Origin of the sequence: Snodgrassella sp. B3088 (genome assembly GCF_026535815.1) — a bacterium.
In the GTDB taxonomy this organism is placed as follows: domain Bacteria; phylum Pseudomonadota; class Gammaproteobacteria; order Burkholderiales; family Neisseriaceae; genus Snodgrassella; species Snodgrassella alvi_E.
In genome coordinates this window covers 42324-61434 of the sequence record NZ_JAFNPG010000037.1, presented here as the reverse complement: position 1 = coordinate 61434, position 19111 = coordinate 42324, and the positions used below count along the sequence as shown (strand labels likewise).

Here is a 19111-nt window from a genome sequence, read left to right as displayed (position 1 = left end):
CTAACCCTTCATTAAATATAAATATTCTTATACCTATATTTTAGCGTATTAAATGGATTATCTTTCAGGAAAGATACGTATATGCATCAGAAATTTTCGCATCGTGCTCAGGTATTAAAAAGTTCTGCTATTCGTGAAATTCTCAAGGTAACTGAGCAACCCGATATCATCTCTTTCGCCGGAGGTCTACCTGCCCCAGATGCATTCCCGCTGACAGAAATCAAAACTGCCGCAGACACTGTATTACAAAGCAAAGATATTTACGGTGCATTGCAATATGGCCCCACTGAAGGTTATGCACCTTTACGCCAATGGATAGCTGATTATTTATCTGCGCGCGATCAAACCAGAGTAAAACCGGCACAGGTTCTGATAGTAACCGGTTCACAGCAGGCTCTGGATTTAATAGGCAAAATGCTGATTGATTCTGATGATAAAGTTCTGGTAGAAACCCCTACTTATCTGGGTGCATTACAGGCTTTTAATCAATATGCACCAGAATATATTGCGATAGAAAGTGATAGTGATGGGCTGAAACCAGAAACTATTAGCGATGATGTGGCTGCTGAAGCAAAATTTTTGTATACCATCCCTAACTTTCAAAATCCTACAGGACGTCGTTTAACTGAATCGCGGCGACAAACAATGGTAGCAAAAGCCAAACATAATCATTTAATATTGGTTGAAGACGATCCCTATGGAGATTTAGATTATCAGGGTCATCGTTTACCTTGTCTGTACAGTCTTGCACCGGAAAACACCATTTATCTTGGCTCATTTTCAAAAATATTAACACCGGGGCTACGCTTGGGTTTTATTGTGGCCAGCGAGCAATTTATCAGCAAACTGGTGCAACTCAAACAGGCAGCAGATTTACATACACCCAGTCTGACTCAATACATAGCCTATCTGGTACTGAGCAAGAAAAATTTTCTTACACATCACATTCCAAAAATTCGCGAAATCTATGCCAAGCGCTGTCAGTACATGCTGGATTCACTAAAACGTTATATGCCCAGACAAGTTCATTGGAATCAGCCTGAAGGTGGCATGTTTATTTGGGCAGAGTTACCGGAAAATATCAATGCCACTGAATTACTCAGCGACGCAATCAGCCAGAAAGTGGCTTTTGTTCCTGGCGAAACTTTTTTTGCTCATGCCGAAAAAACTAATTGCTTTCGGCTGGCCTTTGTAACAGTGCCGGAAGAAAAAATCGAACGTGGTATAAAAATTTTGGCTGAGATGATTAATCATCGAATTCATCATCTGCAAGAAAAAACAGTGATGATGTAAACTTGATATCATTCATTGACTGACCAATATCGGCAGGTATTGGTGTTGAGGTATATCAGATAGAAATTTTTGCAGTTAATCAGCACCAACGTTGGGCAAACAGTGATTTTTTTAAAGTAGTGGTATGCTGAGGTTAATTAAAAACGGACTGAATAAATCCAGTCCGTTTTTTGTCGTTCAGTTCATTATTGAACTTTAATTTCTACATCAACGCCAGCTGGCAAGTCCAGTTTCATCAATGCATCAGTGGTTTTATCAGTCCAGTCGATAATGTCCATCAGACGCAGATGAGTGCGGATTTCCAACTGTTCACGTGAGGTTTTGTTCACGTGTGGTGAACGCAGCAGATTGAAACGTTCAATTTTAGTAGGCAGAGGAATCGGGCCTTTTACCACAGCGCCAGTACGTTTGGCAGTGTCCACGATTTCCTGAGCAGAACGGTCAATCAGGGCGTAGTCATAAGCTTTCAGACGAATACGGATTTTCTGGTTTTTCATATCTATATTCTTCCTGATTAAGCGATAACTTTAGCAACCACACCGGCACCAACTGTTCGGCCACCTTCACGAATCGCAAAGCGCAAGCCTTCTTCCATTGCGATTGGGTGAATCAACTCTACATCGATGGTCACATTTTCACCCGGCATTACCATTTCTACACCTTCTGCCAGACTTACTGCGCCTGTTACGTCAGTTGTACGGAAATAGAATTGCGGACGGTAGTTAGCGAAGAACGGGGTATGACGTCCACCTTCTTCTTTGCTCAATACGTATACTTCAGCTTTGAATTTGGTGTGCGGGGTGATGCTGCCCGGTTTTGCCAATACCTGACCACGTTCTACTTCTTCACGTTTGGTACCACGCAACAATACACCTACGTTATCACCAGCCTGACCCTGATCCAGCAATTTGCGGAACATTTCCACACCGGTACAAGTAGTTTTCTGGGTGTCTTTCAGACCCACGATTTCAATTTCGTCACCTACGTTGATTACACCGCGTTCAACACGGCCGGTAACTACAGTACCACGACCTGAAATTGAGAATACGTCTTCAATCGGCAACAGGAATGGTTTGTCCACTGCACGTTCCGGTGTCGGAATGTAGCTGTCTAATGCATCAGCCAAAGCCATAATAGAAGCTTCACCGATATCAGACTGGTCACCTTCCAATGCTTTCAGTGCAGAACCTTTAATCAACGGAACATCGTCGCCCGGGAATTCGTAGCTAGACAGCAGATCACGGATTTCCATTTCTACCAGTTCCAGCAACTCTTCATCGTCTACCATGTCACATTTGTTCATGTAAACGATGATGTATGGTACACCTACCTGACGCGCCAACAGAATGTGCTCACGGGTTTGTGGCATAGGACCATCAGCTGCAGATACCACCAGAATCGCACCGTCCATCTGTGCAGCACCGGTAATCATGTTTTTCACATAGTCAGCATGTCCCGGGCAGTCTACGTGTGCATAGTGACGCTCGGCTGTTTCGTATTCTACGTGTGATGTATTAATAGTAATACCACGGGCTTTTTCTTCCGGGGCATTGTCAATCTGATCGTAAGCTTTCGCTGCACCACCAAATTTTTTAGACAAAATGGTACAGATTGCAGCAGTCAATGTGGTTTTACCATGGTCAACGTGACCAATGGTGCCAACGTTTACGTGCGGTTTGCTCCGCTCGAATTTTTCTTTAGCCATGGCTACTTCCTATCTAAAGATGATTAGGTTTATCAATTTAGGTGGTGCCCATGGACAGAATTGAACTGTCGGCCTCTCCCTTACCAAGGGAGTGCTCTACCCCTGAGCTACATGGGCATTACGGTAGGTATTTACTTAATATGGAGCGGGTGAAGGGAATCGAACCCTCACCGTAAGCTTGGAAGGCTTCTGCTCTACCATTGAGCTACACCCGCATACTTACTTAAAAAACTACTCCAAGTAAGACTGGAATTTGGTGGAGGGAGAAGGATTCGAACCTTCGAAGCTTTCGCAACAGATTTACAGTCTGCCCCCTTTGGCCGCTCGGGAATCCCTCCAAAAGAGAACGGCATGATAATGTTGATTTGTATCTTCGTCAAGCTTCTTAAGCAATTTTTTTTACTTAAGAGAGTAATTAACTGTTTCAAATACACTTCAGCCTGTGTCGTTTTATTCTTTTTCTGCCATCAGCCGTTGATATTTAGCTTCCAGCTCTTCTTCGCTTTCTGGGTGTTCTTCATCAATGATGATGCAATCTACCGGACAAACCTGCTGACATTGTGGTTCATCATAATGACCTACACACTGTGTGCACCGTTCTGGGGTGATCTCATAAATTTCATCGCCCTGATAAATAGCGTTGTTTGGGCACTCAGGCTCGCATACGTCGCAATTAATGCACTCATCTGTTATCAAGAGTGACATATTTTTCCTTTATCGTTAAATTTTACTCAAAACCGTTGGGCGCGGATTATACCATTATTTTGTCTGTATCCCATTGAGTGCCTGTTAATCAGGGCGCTTCTGGTTTACAGTAAGTTAATAATTCAAAACGACTTATTCCTGATTTACCCTCTCGCAGTATCTGCCACCCAGTTGGCAGCGTTGGTAATGTATTACTTTCAAGATAGATATGTGCCTGAGGTCTCAGATGCGGGACAAGGGCCTGCATAAGGTCTGGCCACTGCCGCCATTGGTAAGGCGGATCGAGAAATATTATGTCAAACTGCCGGCTGTTAGTTGCGAGAAAATTCTGTGCATCTGTATAAATAAGTTCTACCTGATTGAAATTCAATTGTTCAAGGTTATTTTTTATTGCCTGTGCCACCAGACGATTTTTTTCTATCAGCGTAACGGTTTCAGCCCTTCTTGAAGCTGCTTCCAATCCCATTACGCCACTACCGGCAAATAAATCCAGTACTGCCATACCTGTTAAGTCTTGCCCCAGCCAATTAAACAGACGTTCGCGCACGCTATCTGCCGTAGGACGCAGACCTTCGGCGGTCGGAAATGTTAGTTTACGGCCTCGATGGGTACCGCCAATAATGCGTACCTGATTGCGATGCTGCTGAAGTATTCTGGCCATGTGAATTCATTCCGGTAAAAAAAGACTTTCAGGCATGCTGAAAGTCTTAAGTTTGTTATTTATTTTGAGAAGCCTGCTCTATTCTTTGGGTGCGGGAGATTCTATCTGTTCGGTATAGCCACACTCTTTTTGAGGACAAACTTTTTCGGTTCCGCGCCGTTTGGTGGTTTTGATGGTCAGAACCGGCCAACCGCATTGCGGACAGGGTTCATTAATGGGCGGATTCCACACGGCATAGTCACAATCGGGATAAGTATTGCAACTATAAAACAGTTTGCCATAGCGGCTCTTGCGTTCGATCAGGCTGCCTTTATGACACTTCGGACATTCAATTCCGGTATCTTTAGGTTTTTCCAAAGGTTCGATATATTTACATTTGGGATAATTGGCGCAACCAATGAATTTACCATAACGGCCACGCTTGTATACCAGTTGTCCTTCACATTTGGGACAGCTGCGCCCTTCAACGATGGTAGGTTCTTCTGCAGCTTTGGCAGCCTCTTCAGCAGTTTCATTCACGTTGCGGGTGTAATCGCATTCTGGATAACCGCTACAGGCAATAAAGCGCCCACGTTTGCCAAATTTAATCTGTAGCTGGTGAGCCCCACATTTCGGGCAGATTTCATCCAGATTTTCTGCTGTCAGCTCTGCGCGTGGGATGTCTTCCTTGGCTTTAACCTCTTTGTCAAAACCTTTCCAGAACTGTTGCATTACCGGCTTCCATTCTCGTTTGCCGCCTGCAATATCATCCAGCTGATTTTCCAGTCTGGCGGTGAAGTTGTAATCTACATATTGACCGAAGTGCTCGGTAAGAAATTTATTGACGACTTCACCGGTATCGGTGGGCAGAAACCGTTTTTGTTCTAGTGTGACGTACTCACGTTCTTTCAGTGTGGAAATAATGCTGGCATAGGTTGAAGGACGGCCAATGCCATACTCTTCCAGAGCTTTTACCAAACTGGCTTCAGAATAACGGGGTGGTGGCTGAGTAAAATGCTGTTCGCCAAATATTTTATCTACCGGCAAATCATCTCCTTCCTGCAATGGAGGCAATTTTTTGGCATTTTCATCATCTTCGCTATCGTCGACACCTTCTTCGTAAACGCTTAAAAAACCAGCAAATGTCTGTACCTGTCCAGTTACTCGAAAAACACCTTTTCCTACAACAATATCGACACTGGTGGTATCGAAACGAGCTGGTGCCATCTGGCAGGCCACCGCACGTTGCCAAATCATCTGATACAGGCGAAACTGATCAGAAGTCAGAAAGGGTTTCACTTCTTCTGGTGTACGGTAAACCGAAGTAGGCCGAATAGCTTCATGTGCTTCCTGAGCATTTTTCGATTTGGTTTTGTAGACCTTTGCTGTAGATGGTAAGTAGTCGCTGCCAATTTTGTTATCAATATAATGGCGTATTTCAACAACGGCATCATCTGACAAGCTGACGGAGTCGGTACGCATATAGGTAATCAGCCCCACTGCACCTTGCCCTACGTCTACACCTTCATATAATTGCTGGGCTGTGCGCATGGTACGGTCGGTAGTCATGCCAAGTTTACGCACTGCTTCCTGCTGCATAGTGGAGGTGGTAAATGGCGCAGCTGGATTACGGCTGCGCTTTTTCTTTTCTACCTTGGAAACATGTGCCGGCTGCCCCTGCAGGGCGCTGACTATTTCCTGCTGTTGAGTTTCATCTGGTATATCAAATTGCTCGAGTTTCTGTCCTTGCCAGTGTGTGAGTTTGGCGGTGAATTTGGTACGCGCTTTGTGGCTGTCCAAATGAACTGTCCAATATTCCTGTGCCGTGAAATCACGGATTTCTTGTTCGCGCTCGCAAATCATGCGTAATGCCGGGCTTTGTACGCGGCCAGCAGACAGACCTCGGCGAATTTTTTTCCATAATAAAGGTGACAGATTAAAACCAACCAGATAATCCAGAGCTCGCCGTGTCTGCTGTGCATCCACCAATGTTTGTGACAGCTCACGCGGATGAGCAACCGCATCCAATACGGCTTTTTTGGTTACTTCATGGAATACTACCCGCTTTGGGTGTAGGTTTTTGAGGCCACGCTTAGATTTGAGTATTTCCTGTAAATGCCAGGAAATAGCTTCACCCTCTCTATCCGGGTCGGTTGCCAAATAAAGTGCATCAGCTTCTTTTGCTGCTGACACAATCGCATCCAAATGTTTGGCATTACGGCTGACCAGCTGGTATTTCATGGCAAAGTCATTTTCCGGATCGACGGCACCACTTTTAGGTACCAGATCGCGCACGTGTCCATAGGAAGCGAGAATTTCAAAGTCGCTGCCAAGATATTTTTTCAGCGTTTTCGCTTTTGATGGAGATTCAACAATCAACAGGTTTTTTGCCATTCGCTCAGGCTCACATTCGTAATTTAAATATTTGTGATATGTTGGTAGTTTGTTTTATTCTAATAAATACAATCGGACAAAGCAAAAAGCTTTCAGACGTTCTGACTGAAAGCTTTAATGCCGTTTCGCTGTCAGTAATTTACTGCATCATGGCTTCACCATTAAGCGCAGCCATTAATTCATCACCAATGAGTACTGGCAATTCTGACCGGTGTGCCCACAAGACCAGTAAGGCCAGCACTTTAGCATGATCTACAGTGATGTCGTCATACGGCAAATTCATTAAAGCATTGAGTACGAATTCACGTTGTTCAGGATTGAGTGCACCATTCTGTTCCAGAAAATGTATTAGACCACGAACATCCAACGGGAGTGCATCCAGCTCTTCTTCATTAAAAATTCGGAATCCGGTACTGCTGCGCAAGGTATCGGCCGGAATCAGGGGTTCGAAACGCAGCTCGTCAAGACAAGTTAAGGCATCCCCTATCTCATCATCATTAAAACCCACCTCTTCCAAAAGTGCTCCTAGATCTTTACGTGGAGGAAAAGCATCAACGTCTTGAAAGTGCTCAATCAAAAACGCTATTACATCAATCATCTGCAATCCTTTCAAGATTTAATGCGTTGATAACAACCGCCCGGCAGTGCGGTAATCCAGCCACCTAGTTCCAGTGCCATAAGATTAGCATACACATCTGTAGCAGGGATGCCAAGTGTTGAGACCAGTGTATCTGGATGTACGATACCATAACCTAATCCATCCAGAATTTGTTTCTCCGGCGATGTGAGTGCTGATACAGCTGTTTTGTCTAATAAGATATCTTCAGTCTCTTCAACAAGCAGTACAGGTGTATCTGATTGAATAAATTGTGAAGATTGATGGCTATATGAATGCACTTGCGTTTTTTGCAAGAGGAAAGGGCACTCATGAAGTATATCATCTAGATTTTCAACCAGTTTGGCACCCTGTTTTATCAATGCATGACAACCTTTGCTTAATGGGTTATTAATTGAACCAGGTATTGCCATAACCTCACGCCCCATTTCACCGGCCAATCGCGCAGTAATCAGGGAGCCAGATTCGGTTGCAGCCTCTATCACTAGGGTACCATGGCTGAGGGCTGCAATCAGGCGATTGCGACGAGGGAAATTACCTGCCAAAGAACGTGTGCCTAGTGGAAATTCTGAAATTATACAGCCATGTTCGGCAATTTCAGCGGCCAATGATTTGTTGCGTGCCGGATACACGCGATCTATTCCTGTACCCCAGACGGCAACAGTAGTACCTTTGCCAAGTAAAGCACCTTGATGGGCTGCGGTATCTATACCATCAGCCATGCCTGATATCACAGCAATTTCTTTTTGTGCTAATGCCTTGGCAAAATCACGGGCAATACGCATTGCTTGTGGCGTAGCATGTCGGCTGCCAACAATAGCCAACGAAGGCTGTTGCAGATAGTGGATGTTACCACGAATAAATAATAATGGAGGCGGTGTCAAACCTTCAGAAAGCAGTGGTGGATAATCATTTTCAGCCAGCAATAATAAGCGTGCATTTTCATGCTTTTGCTCCCATTGCAGGGCGGCTTCAGCTGCTTTTTTAGCCTCCTCACTGCGCCAGTATTGACCGGCCCGAGAACGAATCAGGAAAGGTTTAATTTCTGCCACATCTGCGGCCAAAGCGATTTGTGCCGAACCAAAATGTTTTAAGATACGTAAAAATGTTTCACTGCCAATATAAGGTGTTAATGCCAGCTCAATCCAAGCATAGCGCTCGAGCTCATTCATTTACATTTTCTTTACAGTTTGTAATTTATCAATTATGACAAAGGATAATTTATATTACAATTGATTATTTAATGGCATTATTTGAATATTATTCCAATAGAATAATATTATTAAAATAAAAATCATAACATTTTAATTTTGTGTTCTATTTTAATATTCAATATTCTTTTCTGTTTTTTAAAAACATGATTTTGTAAATTTTTATCAAATTTTTATTAATTTATATTTATTTTTGTAAATTATTACTGTATATTTAATTTTGCGAATATCAATGTAGGTTGAGACTGATTAACTTTTTGGATCGAAAGTCTTGGATAATTATATGCCACTATCACTTAAATTTAAGGATTTTCTACATCCGCGTCCAGCACCTTCAGGAATCGATGTTAACTGTAAATTAAAACATTTTGCCATTATTACTTATGCAGTTGATGCACATAGATTTGCAGGATTATTTCCCCCTCGTTTCAAACTGGATACTATCTTTATTGATGGTCAGGAAAAAGGTTTGCTTTCAGTTGTGCCATTTATGGACATGGATTTTACATCAGCAGTTTATCCGTTTCCTGTATTCAGCATGGGACAGACCAATTACCGAATTTATATAATTGATACGACAACCGGCGAACGTTGTGTCTGGTTTTTGGGTACGATATTGGATTCGTGGACCATTATGGTACCTCGTCATATATGGAAACTACCTTGGCATCCGGGCAAAATGCGTTTTATTTGTGACTTTGACCAGCAATCAGGCTGCTATCGACATTATGAAATGCATACAAAGGCAAAGTGGGCGCCGGCTAGAGTACAATTAAAGCAGCAACCTGAACAACAATTTCATTTTCAAGGTTTTGCTGACAACGAAACGGCACTAGTCTATCTGACCCATCCATTGGCTGGTTTTTACTATCGACGTAATGGTAAATTGGGAACTTATCGGGTTTGGCATGATCGATTGGCTGTGAAACCAGCTACACTTGAATCAGCACAATTTGCTTTATTGAGCCGGATGAAACTGGTTCAAGAAGATGAACAACAACAGCCCTACAGTGTATTGCTTCAACCTATTAATGAATTTACCATTTATTTGCCACCCACTGCTTTATAAAATAATTGCAAATAGATAATAAAGTTAGTTGGGCAACGATTTGGAATTTGGCAGTAGATTTAGATTATCAGCTGCTAAATTGTTTATGAATAAATCTGATTGTTTTAATTTAACGAAAACGACCGGATTTAATGGTTAATCCCTGTTGAATTTTCGAAGCCAGACTATAATTGCGTAAGGCATGGGTTAATGCTACTGCTAGGGCATCTGCAGCGTCTGCCTGAGGTGTTCCAGACAGAGACAACATTTGTACCACCATATGCTGCACCTGCTCCTTAGCCGCCTTACCCTGCCCGACGACAGCCTGCTTTACCTGCAGGGCTGTGTATTCGAATACCGGTAGCTCACCTAATGTCAGTGCAGCTATGGCCGCTCCACGTGCCTGACCCAATACCAGTGTGGCCGCTGGATTAACATTGACAAACACCTGTTCGACTGCGGTCTGGGTGGGCTGATATGTGGCGATCACTTCGCGTAAATTCTGTACAATAACTCGGATGCGCTCTGCAAGTGTTGAGCCTACAACGGTTTTTATGCAACCAGAGGCAACATAGATGTGCTGGCGACCGATTACGTCAATTACGCCAAAGCCGGTTACACGGCTGCCGGGGTCGACACCAAGAATACGGATAGTGGATTGTTCAGACTGCTGTATTTGCATGTTTATACTGCTAAATCAAAGTAAATATGCTAAAAATAAGTGACAGACAATATAGCCTGTCAATTAATTTTATCTATTTGAATGAGAATAATGTTACCGTATATAGCCATTGTTTGTGGCTCATTTGCCGTGTCTGGTTTCGAACCATTGATTGGCCTGCTGTAATCTTTCTATTGTTCCTACATCCAGCCAGAAGCCATTGTAATATTCACCACTAACCAGATCATTTTGCATGGCTTTACGCAATAAAGGAGCCAGTTTTGCTCTGTTATGAGCCTGAATACCCTTAAACAAGGCAGGATGATATACACCTACTCCGCTAAAAGTTAATGCTGAAGTATTCGTCTGACGTTCGGTTATTTTTCCTGATGACAACAGATGGAAATCTCCTTCTGGATGATGAGATGGATTATCTACTAGCCATAAGTGAGCCAGATTACCAGATTGTTCTAATTCGTTACTGATTTCTAACGCCCCGACAAAATCAATATCAGTTAGTACATCTCCGTTTATCACCAAAAAAGGTGTATTGCCGAGCATAGGTAAAGCAGTAGCAATTCCACCTGCTGTCTCTAGCCCTCCTTCTTTTTCAGCAGAATAAGAAATTTCCAGACCATAAGCTTGCCCGTTTCCCAAAGAATTTTCAATTTGTTCTCCCAACCAAGCATGATTAATCACAATTTCTCGAAAACCTGCCTTCTGTAGGCGGCGCAAATGATGTTCGATTAATGGTATTCCACCTACTTTTAGTAATGGTTTTGGACAGGTATCTGTCAGTGGACGCATGCGTTCACCGCGTCCTGCGGCAAGAATCATGGCTTTCATGATGATTAAATTCCTTGATATTTTTGCAGCCTATAATACAACAGGCAAAGCGATCAGCTTTGCCTGAAAATTAAGGATGATAATTGATTAATGGGAACAGACAATCTAAATCAGATTGAGCTCAGTACCACTATTAAAGATTGCCGTTCCTTTTTCACCTTGCTCATATAAATTAATCCGCAGGCGCAAATCATTTGGTGAGTCTGATTGGCGTAAAGCTTCTTCAAAATCAATAACGCCATCAACATAAAGCTGAAACAAACACTGATCAAACGTTTGCATACCATCATTACCTGCTTTGGCCATCAGCTCTTTTATCTGCATTAGTTCGCCTTTGTAGATATAGTCCTGAACAGTGGCGGTGTTAATTAACAGGTCAATAACAGCCCGACGGCCTTTACCATCTTTTTTCACAGCCAGCCGCTGGCCGATGATGCAAACGAGATTCAGTGCCAAGTCCATCAGCACTTGCTTATGCTGTTCTTCAGGATAGAAATTCAGAATACGTTCAATTGCCTGATTAGCACTACTGGCGTGCAAAGTAAAGAAACACAAGTGACCGGTCTGCGCTAGTTTCAGTGCATAGGCCATGCTCTCATCACTGCGTACCTCCCCTACGCAAACAACATCTGGTGCTTCACGCAATGCACTTTGCATTGCATTGTCCCAGCTCAGAGTATCCACTCCGACTTCACGGTGGGTAATAATACTTTTCTTGGGTTTATGCACGTATTCTATCGGGTCTTCAATGGTGAGAATATGGCCGGCGGAATTGGCATTACGATAATCCAGCATAGCGGCCATGGTGGTGGATTTACCGCTACCAGTAGGACCAGCAAGAATAATCAGCCCGCGTTTTTTCATCACCAGCTCATCCAGCACTGGTGGTAAAAACAGACTCTGGGTGGTGGGGATATCGGTAGTAATCCGACGCAGCACCATACCCACCCTACCTTGTTCATGATAGGCATTAACCCTGAAACGCACACCATTTTTGGCAATAATGGAATAATTTAAATCCAGTTCTTGCATAAACCGCTGCCGCTGAACGGTTGTCATGGTAGACATGGCAATCTTAGCAGTTTCCTCGCCGGTTAAAGGTTTGGTTGGTGCGGGGGTAATTTTGCCATCGATTTTCCATGATGGTGGAAAACTAGGACTGATAAAAATATCAGCGGCATTCAGACGTACGGCTTCAACAGCCATTTTTTCCAGCACTGGATGAATATGAACTACTTCCCGTTCCAGTGTGACTGGAGCTGGGGTGCTGACGGCTGTAGCTGGAGCCGGTACTGCGGTAGAAGAATCTGTCATTGTTTTATTATGTATAGTTGTCTGGCGTGACTCGACAGTAGATGAAACCGAAGAGACCGGAATCTGTTCGTTTGCTGGTACAGATTTGGTTTCTGTTGCAGCTACAGGTGTTGCCTGCATCATTGCTATGCTTGTTTCTTTATCTGCCGGCCTCGAATCTGGTGTATTTTGTATCGGCATAACCGCTACATTTGCATCTGTTTTTACAGTATTTGCTGACGTTGCTTCTGCCTCGCTGGGAGAAGGTGTAGCTGTGGCTGATGCAGCGGTAGGATGTTGATAGTGGTTAACCATATCTGATAATAAATCAGACAAGCTGGACTCTTTTGAGGCGTCTTTCAGCATATCCATGGCAACACGCTTTCCTGAATAAAAAAACTATAAATTACTATCCTGCCAGCTGATCAGGACTGACCGCTTTAGATCGTGCTACATCTAAACTGATACGATTTTCACGCAGCAATTGTTGTAAACACTGGTCTAAGGTTTGCATACCAAATTTCTGCCCCGTCTGCAAAGTAGAGTTAATCTGAGCAATTTTGTTCTCACGAATCAGGTTGCGCACTGCCGGAGTACTGATCATGATTTCATGAGCTGCAACACGGCCATTGCCATCCTTAGTTTTCAGTAAAGTCTGAGAAATTACTGCCTGAAGACTTTCAGACAACATAGAACGCACCATTTCTTTTTCACCAGCAGGAAATACGTCCACAATACGGTCTACCGTTTTTGCTGCACCAGTAGTATGCAAAGTACCGAACACAAGGTGACCGGTTTCAGCAGCTGTCAGTGCCAGACCTATTGTTTCAGGGTCTCGCATTTCCCCTACCAGAATCACATCAGGGTCTTCGCGCAAAGCTGAACGCAGTGCATTAGCAAAGCTGAGTGTATGCTGATGAAGTTCACGCTGGTTTACCAACGATTTTTTACTCTGATGCACAAACTCAATCGGATCTTCAATGGTTAGAATATGGCCGGCATCGTGATTATTGATGTAATCAATCATTGCAGCCAAAGTGGTTGATTTACCGGAGCCGGTGGGTCCGGTTACCAGCACTAGTCCACGTGGCATTTCAGCAATTTTTTGAAAAATTGCTGGCGCTTTGAGCTCTTCCAGCGTCAGTACCTTACTGGGAATGGTACGCATAACTGCAGCTGGGCCGCGCTCGGTGTTAAAGGCATTGACACGAAACCGAGAGACATTGGGAAGTTCGAACGAAAAGTCAGTTTCCAGATTTTGCTGATAATCTTTACGTTGATAGTCGTTCATAATGGAAGCTATCATTTTACCTACTTCTTCTGCGCTCTGTTCGGGCAGATTAATACGGCGGATATCACCATTAACGCGTATCATAGGAGGAAGACCAGCACTCAGATGCAAGTCGGAAGCTTTGTTTTTAACGCCGAAGGCCAATAAATCGGTTAGCTGCATATTTACTCCGTTATGCTTGCCTGCGATGTGCAGGGACAAATTTCTGCTCTTATTTTAATCAAGTTGTCGAAGCTTTAAAATGAAAATATTTGTGATGCTGGAAAAATTTTTTCAAAGACAGCCGAATTGAATTCAAAAAACTGAAAAAAAACTATGTGATATGAAAAATTCAGATTCTCTGATTACACACTGGCGTGAGGTAATGGCTGAAATAGCCGGCATCCGCCAGCAAACTGAAGCGCCACAAAACGTTCAACTGATTGCGGTGAGCAAAACCTTTCCTGTCAGTGATATAGCCACACTGTATCAAGCTGGTCAGCGTGATTTTGGTGAAAATTACATTCAAGAGTTTAGTGATAAAACCAGCATGCTGTCCGAATACGATATTGTCTGGCATATGATCGGACACATTCAATCAAATAAAAGCCGGATTGTGGCAGAACGGGCACAATGGGTGCATACGATTGACCGTGAAAAAATTGCTTGCCGCTTAAATGAACAGCGGCCAGAGCACTTACCACCCTTGAATGTTTGTATTGAAATAAACATTGCTGCTGAAACAAATAAACACGGTATTAGTGCAAATAGCATGGAATTATTAAAATTGGCTATTTTCATCAACACCTTACCACGTCTAAAACTTCGCGGGCTGATGTGTGTAGCCAAAGCAAACTCTACCAAAACTGAATTACAGCAGCAGTTCGGTATGATGCAGACTTTATTCCAGCACCTGCATCATTCAGGATTCGCGGTTGATGTATTGTCTATGGGAATGAGTGCCGACATGCATACGGCTATTGCCAGTGGAGCTACTCATGTTCGGATAGGTAGTGCTATTTTTGGTCAACGTCACTATACACAGACAAAATATGATTAGTTAGCATTAACATTGATTACAAGACGGCCGGTAAGCTCTGCTCACCGGCCGTTTTTCTACTAAATTATTGTCAGTTTAATCAAGTACTGCTTCAGGCTATTTTTTCTGCCTTAAACCACTGTGACGGATGAGCAATTTCATCCTGAGCGGCTACAATTTGCAATTCATACTGCCGGCGTTTTAAAGTTTCCTGCATAACCGCATAGACAGCTGAAGTTGTATGTTCAAATGCTTCAAGCAAAGATTTACCAGAAAGAAAATCTGCCAGAAAAATTCCACTAGTCATATCACCTACGCCTACCGGTTGACGTTCACCAAAATCCACCAGCGGCCGGTGAATATGCCACGCTGAATCCGGCGTAACCAACAGCATTTCAAAGCGGTCGGTTTGATACCCAGCACGACTTAAATGTTTCACTAGCACAGCACGCGGACCTTTTGTACAAAGAGCCCGAGAGGCAGCAACCGCTTCTTCCACATTATGAATGCGTTGCCTGTTGTTCAACTCTTCAAGTTCAAACAGATTAGGCGCAATCATATCGCTCTGTGGCAGTGCTACATCACATAAGAATTCGGCCACACCTCCGGCAACAATACAGCCTTTTTCTGGATGGCCCATAACTGGGTCACAGAAATAAATGGCCTGCGGATTGGCCTGCTTCACTTTGCGGACAATATCAATAATGGCACTGCCTTGCTCGGCAGAACCCATATATCCACTTAATACAGCATCACAGTTTTTCAGTTCATCAATGGCCGCAATACCATCAACCACATCCAGTAAATGCTGAGCCGGCATCACTGTACCCTGCCACTGCCTGTACTGTGTGTGATTAGAAAATTGGACTGTATTTAATGGCCAAACATTAACGCCCAATCGGCGGATAGGAAATACCGTTGCGCTGTTACCCGCATGACCAAATACCACATGAGACTGAATTGAAAGTATATTTTTCATAATATTGCCATTTTACAATTTGATAATCTAAGAATTATCAAATGTGCTAAAAATCTGCTATGTAAGCAGACATATATAAATTTATGCCGATTATACGCAGATTATGCAAGCAGGAATAAATACTTACCTATCACAACACCTTAAATCACAATTTTTCTTTCTAACAACAATACATACCAATTGCCAACATAAAAATTATATTGTTTGCTTAGACCACCTTAATTTGAATATTTAATCAGGTTTTTCTGATAAATGTGCACTAGCATACATCAGCAGAAAAATACCTACTTTGCCGATTAAACATTAATTATTTAATTAAATTGTAATCGTAATTCCAGCATACTAAAACTTTTTCCTCCGCCGTAGGCAGCGCATTTTGCTTTCATTACCTAATTTGTTATATGCAGCATATATTATTATGCCTGTGAAATGGTTTTTCTTTTTTTAAAACTAAACCATATACAATGAGAACAAAAAACCAGCCGTTATAGCTGGTTTTTAAGAGCCCAAAAGAGATTATTCGTTGAAATCGAATTCACAAACATTGAAAAAGCTGCAAAATAATTCCATTGATTATTAGTGTATGACAAAAATCGTTTGCTTTATTTTTCGTTATCCACTTCATTACTATTTACTTGTTTTCAAGAACAGCAGCTTTTCTGACCAAGCGGACAAACTCATTGCGATAGCCTTGAGGATCGTTACCCTTGGCATTATTTGCCCAGTTAGCAATCTGCTCGTAAGAAGTCTCTGCAAGTTCTGGGTTATGGCGCAGTTTCTGTCCGAATGCTGCCACAGCCGCTAAGAAACGAGTTTCAACCCCTGCCTGCTCAAAAGAACTTCCTAATGCTTTCTTCTCTATTGGGAAAGAAACCATTTCACTTTTTTTACTGTCAGGCTCTTTCCAACGTAATTTGAGAAAAGCAATTTCTCCATTCTGAGCACCGGCAGAATCCGTTTTTTTGCGTTGATAACGCAAAGGATCAATACTTGGTTTGGCTCCGGCAAGAGTAAGCTCGTACAGCACTGTAACCTTTTTACCTGCACCTATATCACCAGCATCCACCTTATCATTATTAAAATCTCCTTGTTTCAACTGCCGTTTTTCATAACCAATTTGACGATACTCCAGTACTTGGCGAGGATTGAATTCAATCTGTGCTTTTGCATCTTTAGCCACAGTAACTAAAGTTGCACTCATTTCTTCCTGTAATACCTTTTGGGCTTCCTGTAAACTATCAATATAGCTATAGTTTCCCTTTCCTGCATCCGCAATCTGCACCATCATTGCATCATTAAAATTATCATCTCCAAAACCCAGTGTTGATAAGGTTATCCCTTTATCTTTTTCAGTGCTCACCAGTGCCTTTAATTCTTCATCATTGTTTATACCAACATTAAAATCGCCATCAGTAGCCAGTAATATGCGATTTATTCCACCTTTTACCTTGGCTTGTTCAGCTATTTTATAAGCCAGCTTCAGTCCTTCACCGCCAGCTGTACTGCCACCAGCCTCAAACTTATCAATTGCAGCCAGTATTTTGGCTTTATTGCTTCCTGATGTTGGTTCCAGCGCCACCCCTGCACTACCTGCATAAGTAACAATAGAGACTCTATCCTGCGGGCGTAATCTGCTCACTAATAATTTTAATGATTTTTTTAATAAATCTAACCTATCCGGCCCTTCCATCGAGCCAGAGGTGTCAACCAAGAATACCAGATTTGATGGCGGTAACTCTTTAAATTGGACGTTTTCAGCCTTGATATTTACCCTCAGCAATACCTTGTTTGGATTCCATGGACTGGGTGTCAGTTCATAAGTCGCAGCAAACGGGGAGCCTAGGAGAGGTTTCAATACTTCATTCGAAACATCCGGAAAATAATTAATAAATTCCTCAACCCGTACAGCATCAGGATGCGGCATTCTTCCATTAGCTATAAACCGCCGACTATTTGCATAGCTGGCCGTATCCATATCCAGACTGAATGTACTTACCGGCTCTGTAATCACTTGTTTTATAGGATTATCTGAATAATTTTTATACCTTGCTGTATCTGACTGATTATGTTCGTACACAGTCTGCATAAATATGCGTGAAGTTTCAGCCCCTTTAAAGCCAATTCTGGATTCATAATTTCCTATCTTAGGCGCTGCATTGACCGCTACCGGAACATCCTGCTTCACCCTACCTTTAGCATCATTTACTGTATGGACTGAACCACAAGCGCTCAATAACCCTACAACCCATGCCACGAGTAGACAACGTCCGGTTTTACTTAGCTGTGAATTTATTATCAACATAAATACCTTTATTTATCATTATTTATCAGATTAGATAATATATTTAACATATAGCTTAAATAAATTCCAACTTATGTAGTAATTTTAAATAGTATTTAGCTTTGAAATTATCAAATAAAATTATATTGTTGGCAAAACTACGCACAACTTTAAGACTGATTATTCAGTCCACAACTCTCTTTAATCATTTACCGGTATCAAGAAATCTTGAATATAATATTGAATTACATATTCAATATTCATTCGCTTCAAGCCTGGAATATTGTTGAATTCAAATTGTTAATATTTATAAATAAAAAGAGGAAATGAAATGAGTATTTATTTTCTGGGTGGCGGTAATATGGCAACAGCCATCGTTGCAGGAATGAGCAAACAAGGCGGCTATGATATCGAAGTGATTGACCGTAATCTGGAAAAACGCCAACATTTGAGCAGCTGTTATCAGGTTAGGTGTAGTGAAAAATTACCTAGCCTGAATGCTGATGACGTACTTGTACTGGCAGTTAAACCACAGGATATGCAGCAGTCAACTGCCGGTATTGAGTTAAACGGTGCTTTAGTGCTGAGTATCGCTGCCGGATTAACCATCAACACATTGAGCCAGTTTCTTCAAAATCACCACCGCATCATCCGCATTATGCCTAATACACCCTGTCAGATTGGCCTAGGTATTTCCGGTTTGTACGCACCATCTAATATTGATACAGCAGATAAAAATCTGGCCGAAAACATTATGCGTACCACTGGAGAAGTGGTTTGGCTGGACGAAGAAAGCGCCATTAACCGTATTGCTGGCATAAGTGGCAGTGGTCCGGCATATGTATTCTATTTTCTTAATGCTTTACAACAGGCTGCCATACAACAAGGATTCAGCACAAAAGAAGCTCATCAATTAAGTCTGGGCACATTCAAAGGTGCAGTTTCACTGGCAGAACAGTCTGGTACTGAATTTGTGCAATTACAGAAAAATGTCACCTCCAAAGGGGGAACCACTTTTGCCGCCACATCAGTATTCGACCAGCATCAGCTGTCACAGGTTGTGGCTGATGGCGTGGCAGCCAGTGTTGCCCGTGCAGAAGAAATGCAACAACAACTAGCTCCTTAAGGTA

General features: G+C 42.5%; 17 protein-coding genes and 3 tRNA genes. 4 read left to right on the top strand and 16 right to left on the bottom strand.

The annotated features are described in order from the left end of the window. Window positions 1–81: 81 nt before the first annotated feature. On the top strand, window positions 82–1293 hold the full coding sequence (locus tag J3U75_RS10395; RefSeq protein WP_267392030.1) for a PLP-dependent aminotransferase family protein: 1212 nt from the start codon (window positions 82–84) through the stop codon (window positions 1291–1293). Between the two features lie 185 nt (window positions 1294–1478). Here the strand turns inward: J3U75_RS10395 and rpsJ are convergent, their stop codons facing one another. From rpsJ to dprA, 10 genes are all read right to left on the bottom strand, one after another. Beyond that, the gene (rpsJ, locus tag J3U75_RS10390) at window positions 1479–1790 is read right to left on the bottom strand and encodes a 30S ribosomal protein S10 (protein ID WP_025329903.1); all 312 of its coding nucleotides are present in this window, start codon (window positions 1788–1790) and stop codon (window positions 1479–1481) included. A gap of 17 nt (window positions 1791–1807) precedes the next feature. Beyond that, entirely contained in the window at window positions 1808–2998 is a 1191-nt protein-coding gene (tuf, locus tag J3U75_RS10385; RefSeq protein WP_100140805.1) for an elongation factor Tu, read from the bottom strand. Between the two features lie 42 nt (window positions 2999–3040). Further along, window positions 3041–3115 (bottom strand) — tRNA-Thr (locus tag J3U75_RS10380). Between the two features lie 24 nt (window positions 3116–3139). Next, window positions 3140–3213, bottom strand: a tRNA-Gly gene (locus J3U75_RS10375). Between the two features lie 39 nt (window positions 3214–3252). Then, window positions 3253–3336: transfer RNA gene (locus J3U75_RS10370), tRNA-Tyr, on the bottom strand. Window positions 3337–3448: 112 nt separating this feature from the next. Continuing rightward, complete coding sequence (locus J3U75_RS10365) at window positions 3449–3703, bottom strand: YfhL family 4Fe-4S dicluster ferredoxin (RefSeq protein ID WP_100140814.1); 255 nt, start codon at window positions 3701–3703, stop codon at window positions 3449–3451. 88 nt (window positions 3704–3791) lie between these two features. Continuing rightward, on the bottom strand, window positions 3792–4364 hold the full coding sequence (gene rsmD, locus J3U75_RS10360) for a 16S rRNA (guanine(966)-N(2))-methyltransferase RsmD (RefSeq protein WP_267392029.1): 573 nt from the start codon (window positions 4362–4364) through the stop codon (window positions 3792–3794). Between the two features lie 78 nt (window positions 4365–4442). Next, window positions 4443–6737: a type I DNA topoisomerase gene (topA, locus tag J3U75_RS10355; protein WP_267392028.1), complete on the bottom strand. Its 2295-nt coding sequence runs from the start codon at window positions 6735–6737 to the stop codon at window positions 4443–4445. Window positions 6738–6876: 139 nt separating this feature from the next. Continuing rightward, window positions 6877–7335, bottom strand: a complete 459-nt coding sequence (locus J3U75_RS10350; protein WP_267392027.1) for a DUF494 family protein — start codon at window positions 7333–7335, stop codon at window positions 6877–6879. 11 nt (window positions 7336–7346) lie between these two features. Further along, window positions 7347–8525, bottom strand: a complete 1179-nt coding sequence (gene dprA / locus J3U75_RS10345) for a DNA-processing protein DprA (protein ID WP_267392026.1) — start codon at window positions 8523–8525, stop codon at window positions 7347–7349. A gap of 322 nt (window positions 8526–8847) precedes the next feature. Here dprA and J3U75_RS10340 point away from each other — a divergent pair, with 322 nt between their 5' ends. Then, window positions 8848–9633: a DUF2071 domain-containing protein gene (locus J3U75_RS10340; protein ID WP_267392025.1), complete on the top strand. Its 786-nt coding sequence runs from the start codon at window positions 8848–8850 to the stop codon at window positions 9631–9633. A 109-nt stretch (window positions 9634–9742) separates the two neighbouring features. Here J3U75_RS10340 and ruvC read toward each other — a convergent pair whose 3' ends face one another. The 4 genes from ruvC to J3U75_RS10320 all read right to left on the bottom strand — a co-directional run bounded on the left by ruvC (window position 9743) and on the right by J3U75_RS10320 (window position 13865). Next, window positions 9743–10294, bottom strand: coding sequence for a crossover junction endodeoxyribonuclease RuvC (gene ruvC, locus J3U75_RS10335; protein WP_267392024.1), 552 nt, complete (start codon window positions 10292–10294; stop codon window positions 9743–9745). A gap of 120 nt (window positions 10295–10414) precedes the next feature. Continuing rightward, complete coding sequence (gene murU / locus J3U75_RS10330) at window positions 10415–11119, bottom strand: N-acetylmuramate alpha-1-phosphate uridylyltransferase MurU (RefSeq protein WP_267392022.1); 705 nt, start codon at window positions 11117–11119, stop codon at window positions 10415–10417. 105 nt (window positions 11120–11224) lie between these two features. Then, window positions 11225–12433, bottom strand: coding sequence for a PilT/PilU family type 4a pilus ATPase (locus tag J3U75_RS10325; protein WP_370387142.1), 1209 nt, complete (start codon window positions 12431–12433; stop codon window positions 11225–11227). A gap of 388 nt (window positions 12434–12821) precedes the next feature. Then, on the bottom strand, window positions 12822–13865 hold the full coding sequence (locus J3U75_RS10320; RefSeq protein WP_267392020.1) for a type IV pilus twitching motility protein PilT: 1044 nt from the start codon (window positions 13863–13865) through the stop codon (window positions 12822–12824). Between the two features lie 160 nt (window positions 13866–14025). Here J3U75_RS10320 and J3U75_RS10315 point away from each other — a divergent pair, with 160 nt between their 5' ends. Then, entirely contained in the window at window positions 14026–14742 is a 717-nt protein-coding gene (locus J3U75_RS10315) for a YggS family pyridoxal phosphate-dependent enzyme (RefSeq protein ID WP_267392019.1), read from the top strand. A gap of 91 nt (window positions 14743–14833) precedes the next feature. Here the strand turns inward: J3U75_RS10315 and pdxY are convergent, their stop codons facing one another. Together pdxY and J3U75_RS10305 are read right to left on the bottom strand one after the other, a co-directional pair. Next, window positions 14834–15700 (bottom strand): pyridoxal kinase PdxY, encoded by an 867-nt coding sequence (gene pdxY / locus J3U75_RS10310; RefSeq protein ID WP_267392018.1) that lies wholly within the window; start codon window positions 15698–15700, stop codon window positions 14834–14836. 631 nt (window positions 15701–16331) lie between these two features. Further along, complete coding sequence (locus J3U75_RS10305) at window positions 16332–18002, bottom strand: vWA domain-containing protein (protein WP_267392017.1); 1671 nt, start codon at window positions 18000–18002, stop codon at window positions 16332–16334. Window positions 18003–18312: 310 nt separating this feature from the next. On the opposite strand from J3U75_RS10305, the gene proC reads away from it, so the two are divergent. Next, window positions 18313–19107 (top strand): pyrroline-5-carboxylate reductase, encoded by a 795-nt coding sequence (gene proC / locus J3U75_RS10300; RefSeq protein WP_267392016.1) that lies wholly within the window; start codon window positions 18313–18315, stop codon window positions 19105–19107. The last annotated feature ends 4 nt before the right edge of the window (window positions 19108–19111 follow it).

Excerpts from the sequence above, each read along its gene's own strand:
- J3U75_RS10395 (WP_267392030.1), top strand. The coding sequence starts at position 82 with ATGCATCAGAAATTTTCGCATCGTGCTCAGGTATTAAAAAGTTCTGCT.
- rpsJ (WP_025329903.1), bottom strand. The coding sequence starts at position 1,790 with ATGAAAAACCAGAAAATCCGTATTCGTCTGAAAGCTTATGACTACGCC.
- tuf (WP_100140805.1), bottom strand. The coding sequence starts at position 2,998 with ATGGCTAAAGAAAAATTCGAGCGGAGCAAACCGCACGTAAACGTTGGC.
- J3U75_RS10365 (WP_100140814.1), bottom strand. The coding sequence starts at position 3,703 with ATGTCACTCTTGATAACAGATGAGTGCATTAATTGCGACGTATGCGAG.
- rsmD (WP_267392029.1), bottom strand. The coding sequence starts at position 4,364 with ATGGCCAGAATACTTCAGCAGCATCGCAATCAGGTACGCATTATTGGC.
- topA (WP_267392028.1), bottom strand. The coding sequence starts at position 6,737 with ATGGCAAAAAACCTGTTGATTGTTGAATCTCCATCAAAAGCGAAAACG.
- J3U75_RS10350 (WP_267392027.1), bottom strand. The coding sequence starts at position 7,335 with ATGATTGATGTAATAGCGTTTTTGATTGAGCACTTTCAAGACGTTGAT.
- dprA (WP_267392026.1), bottom strand. The coding sequence starts at position 8,525 with ATGAATGAGCTCGAGCGCTATGCTTGGATTGAGCTGGCATTAACACCT.
- J3U75_RS10340 (WP_267392025.1), top strand. The coding sequence starts at position 8,848 with ATGCCACTATCACTTAAATTTAAGGATTTTCTACATCCGCGTCCAGCA.
- ruvC (WP_267392024.1), bottom strand. The coding sequence starts at position 10,294 with ATGCAAATACAGCAGTCTGAACAATCCACTATCCGTATTCTTGGTGTC.
- murU (WP_267392022.1), bottom strand. The coding sequence starts at position 11,119 with ATGAAAGCCATGATTCTTGCCGCAGGACGCGGTGAACGCATGCGTCCA.
- J3U75_RS10325 (WP_370387142.1), bottom strand. The coding sequence starts at position 12,433 with ATGACAGATTCTTCTACCGCAGTACCGGCTCCAGCTACAGCCGTCAGC.
- J3U75_RS10320 (WP_267392020.1), bottom strand. The coding sequence starts at position 13,865 with ATGCAGCTAACCGATTTATTGGCCTTCGGCGTTAAAAACAAAGCTTCC.
- J3U75_RS10315 (WP_267392019.1), top strand. The coding sequence starts at position 14,026 with ATGAAAAATTCAGATTCTCTGATTACACACTGGCGTGAGGTAATGGCT.
- pdxY (WP_267392018.1), bottom strand. The coding sequence starts at position 15,700 with ATGAAAAATATACTTTCAATTCAGTCTCATGTGGTATTTGGTCATGCG.
- J3U75_RS10305 (WP_267392017.1), bottom strand. The coding sequence starts at position 18,002 with ATGTTGATAATAAATTCACAGCTAAGTAAAACCGGACGTTGTCTACTC.
- proC (WP_267392016.1), top strand. The coding sequence starts at position 18,313 with ATGAGTATTTATTTTCTGGGTGGCGGTAATATGGCAACAGCCATCGTT.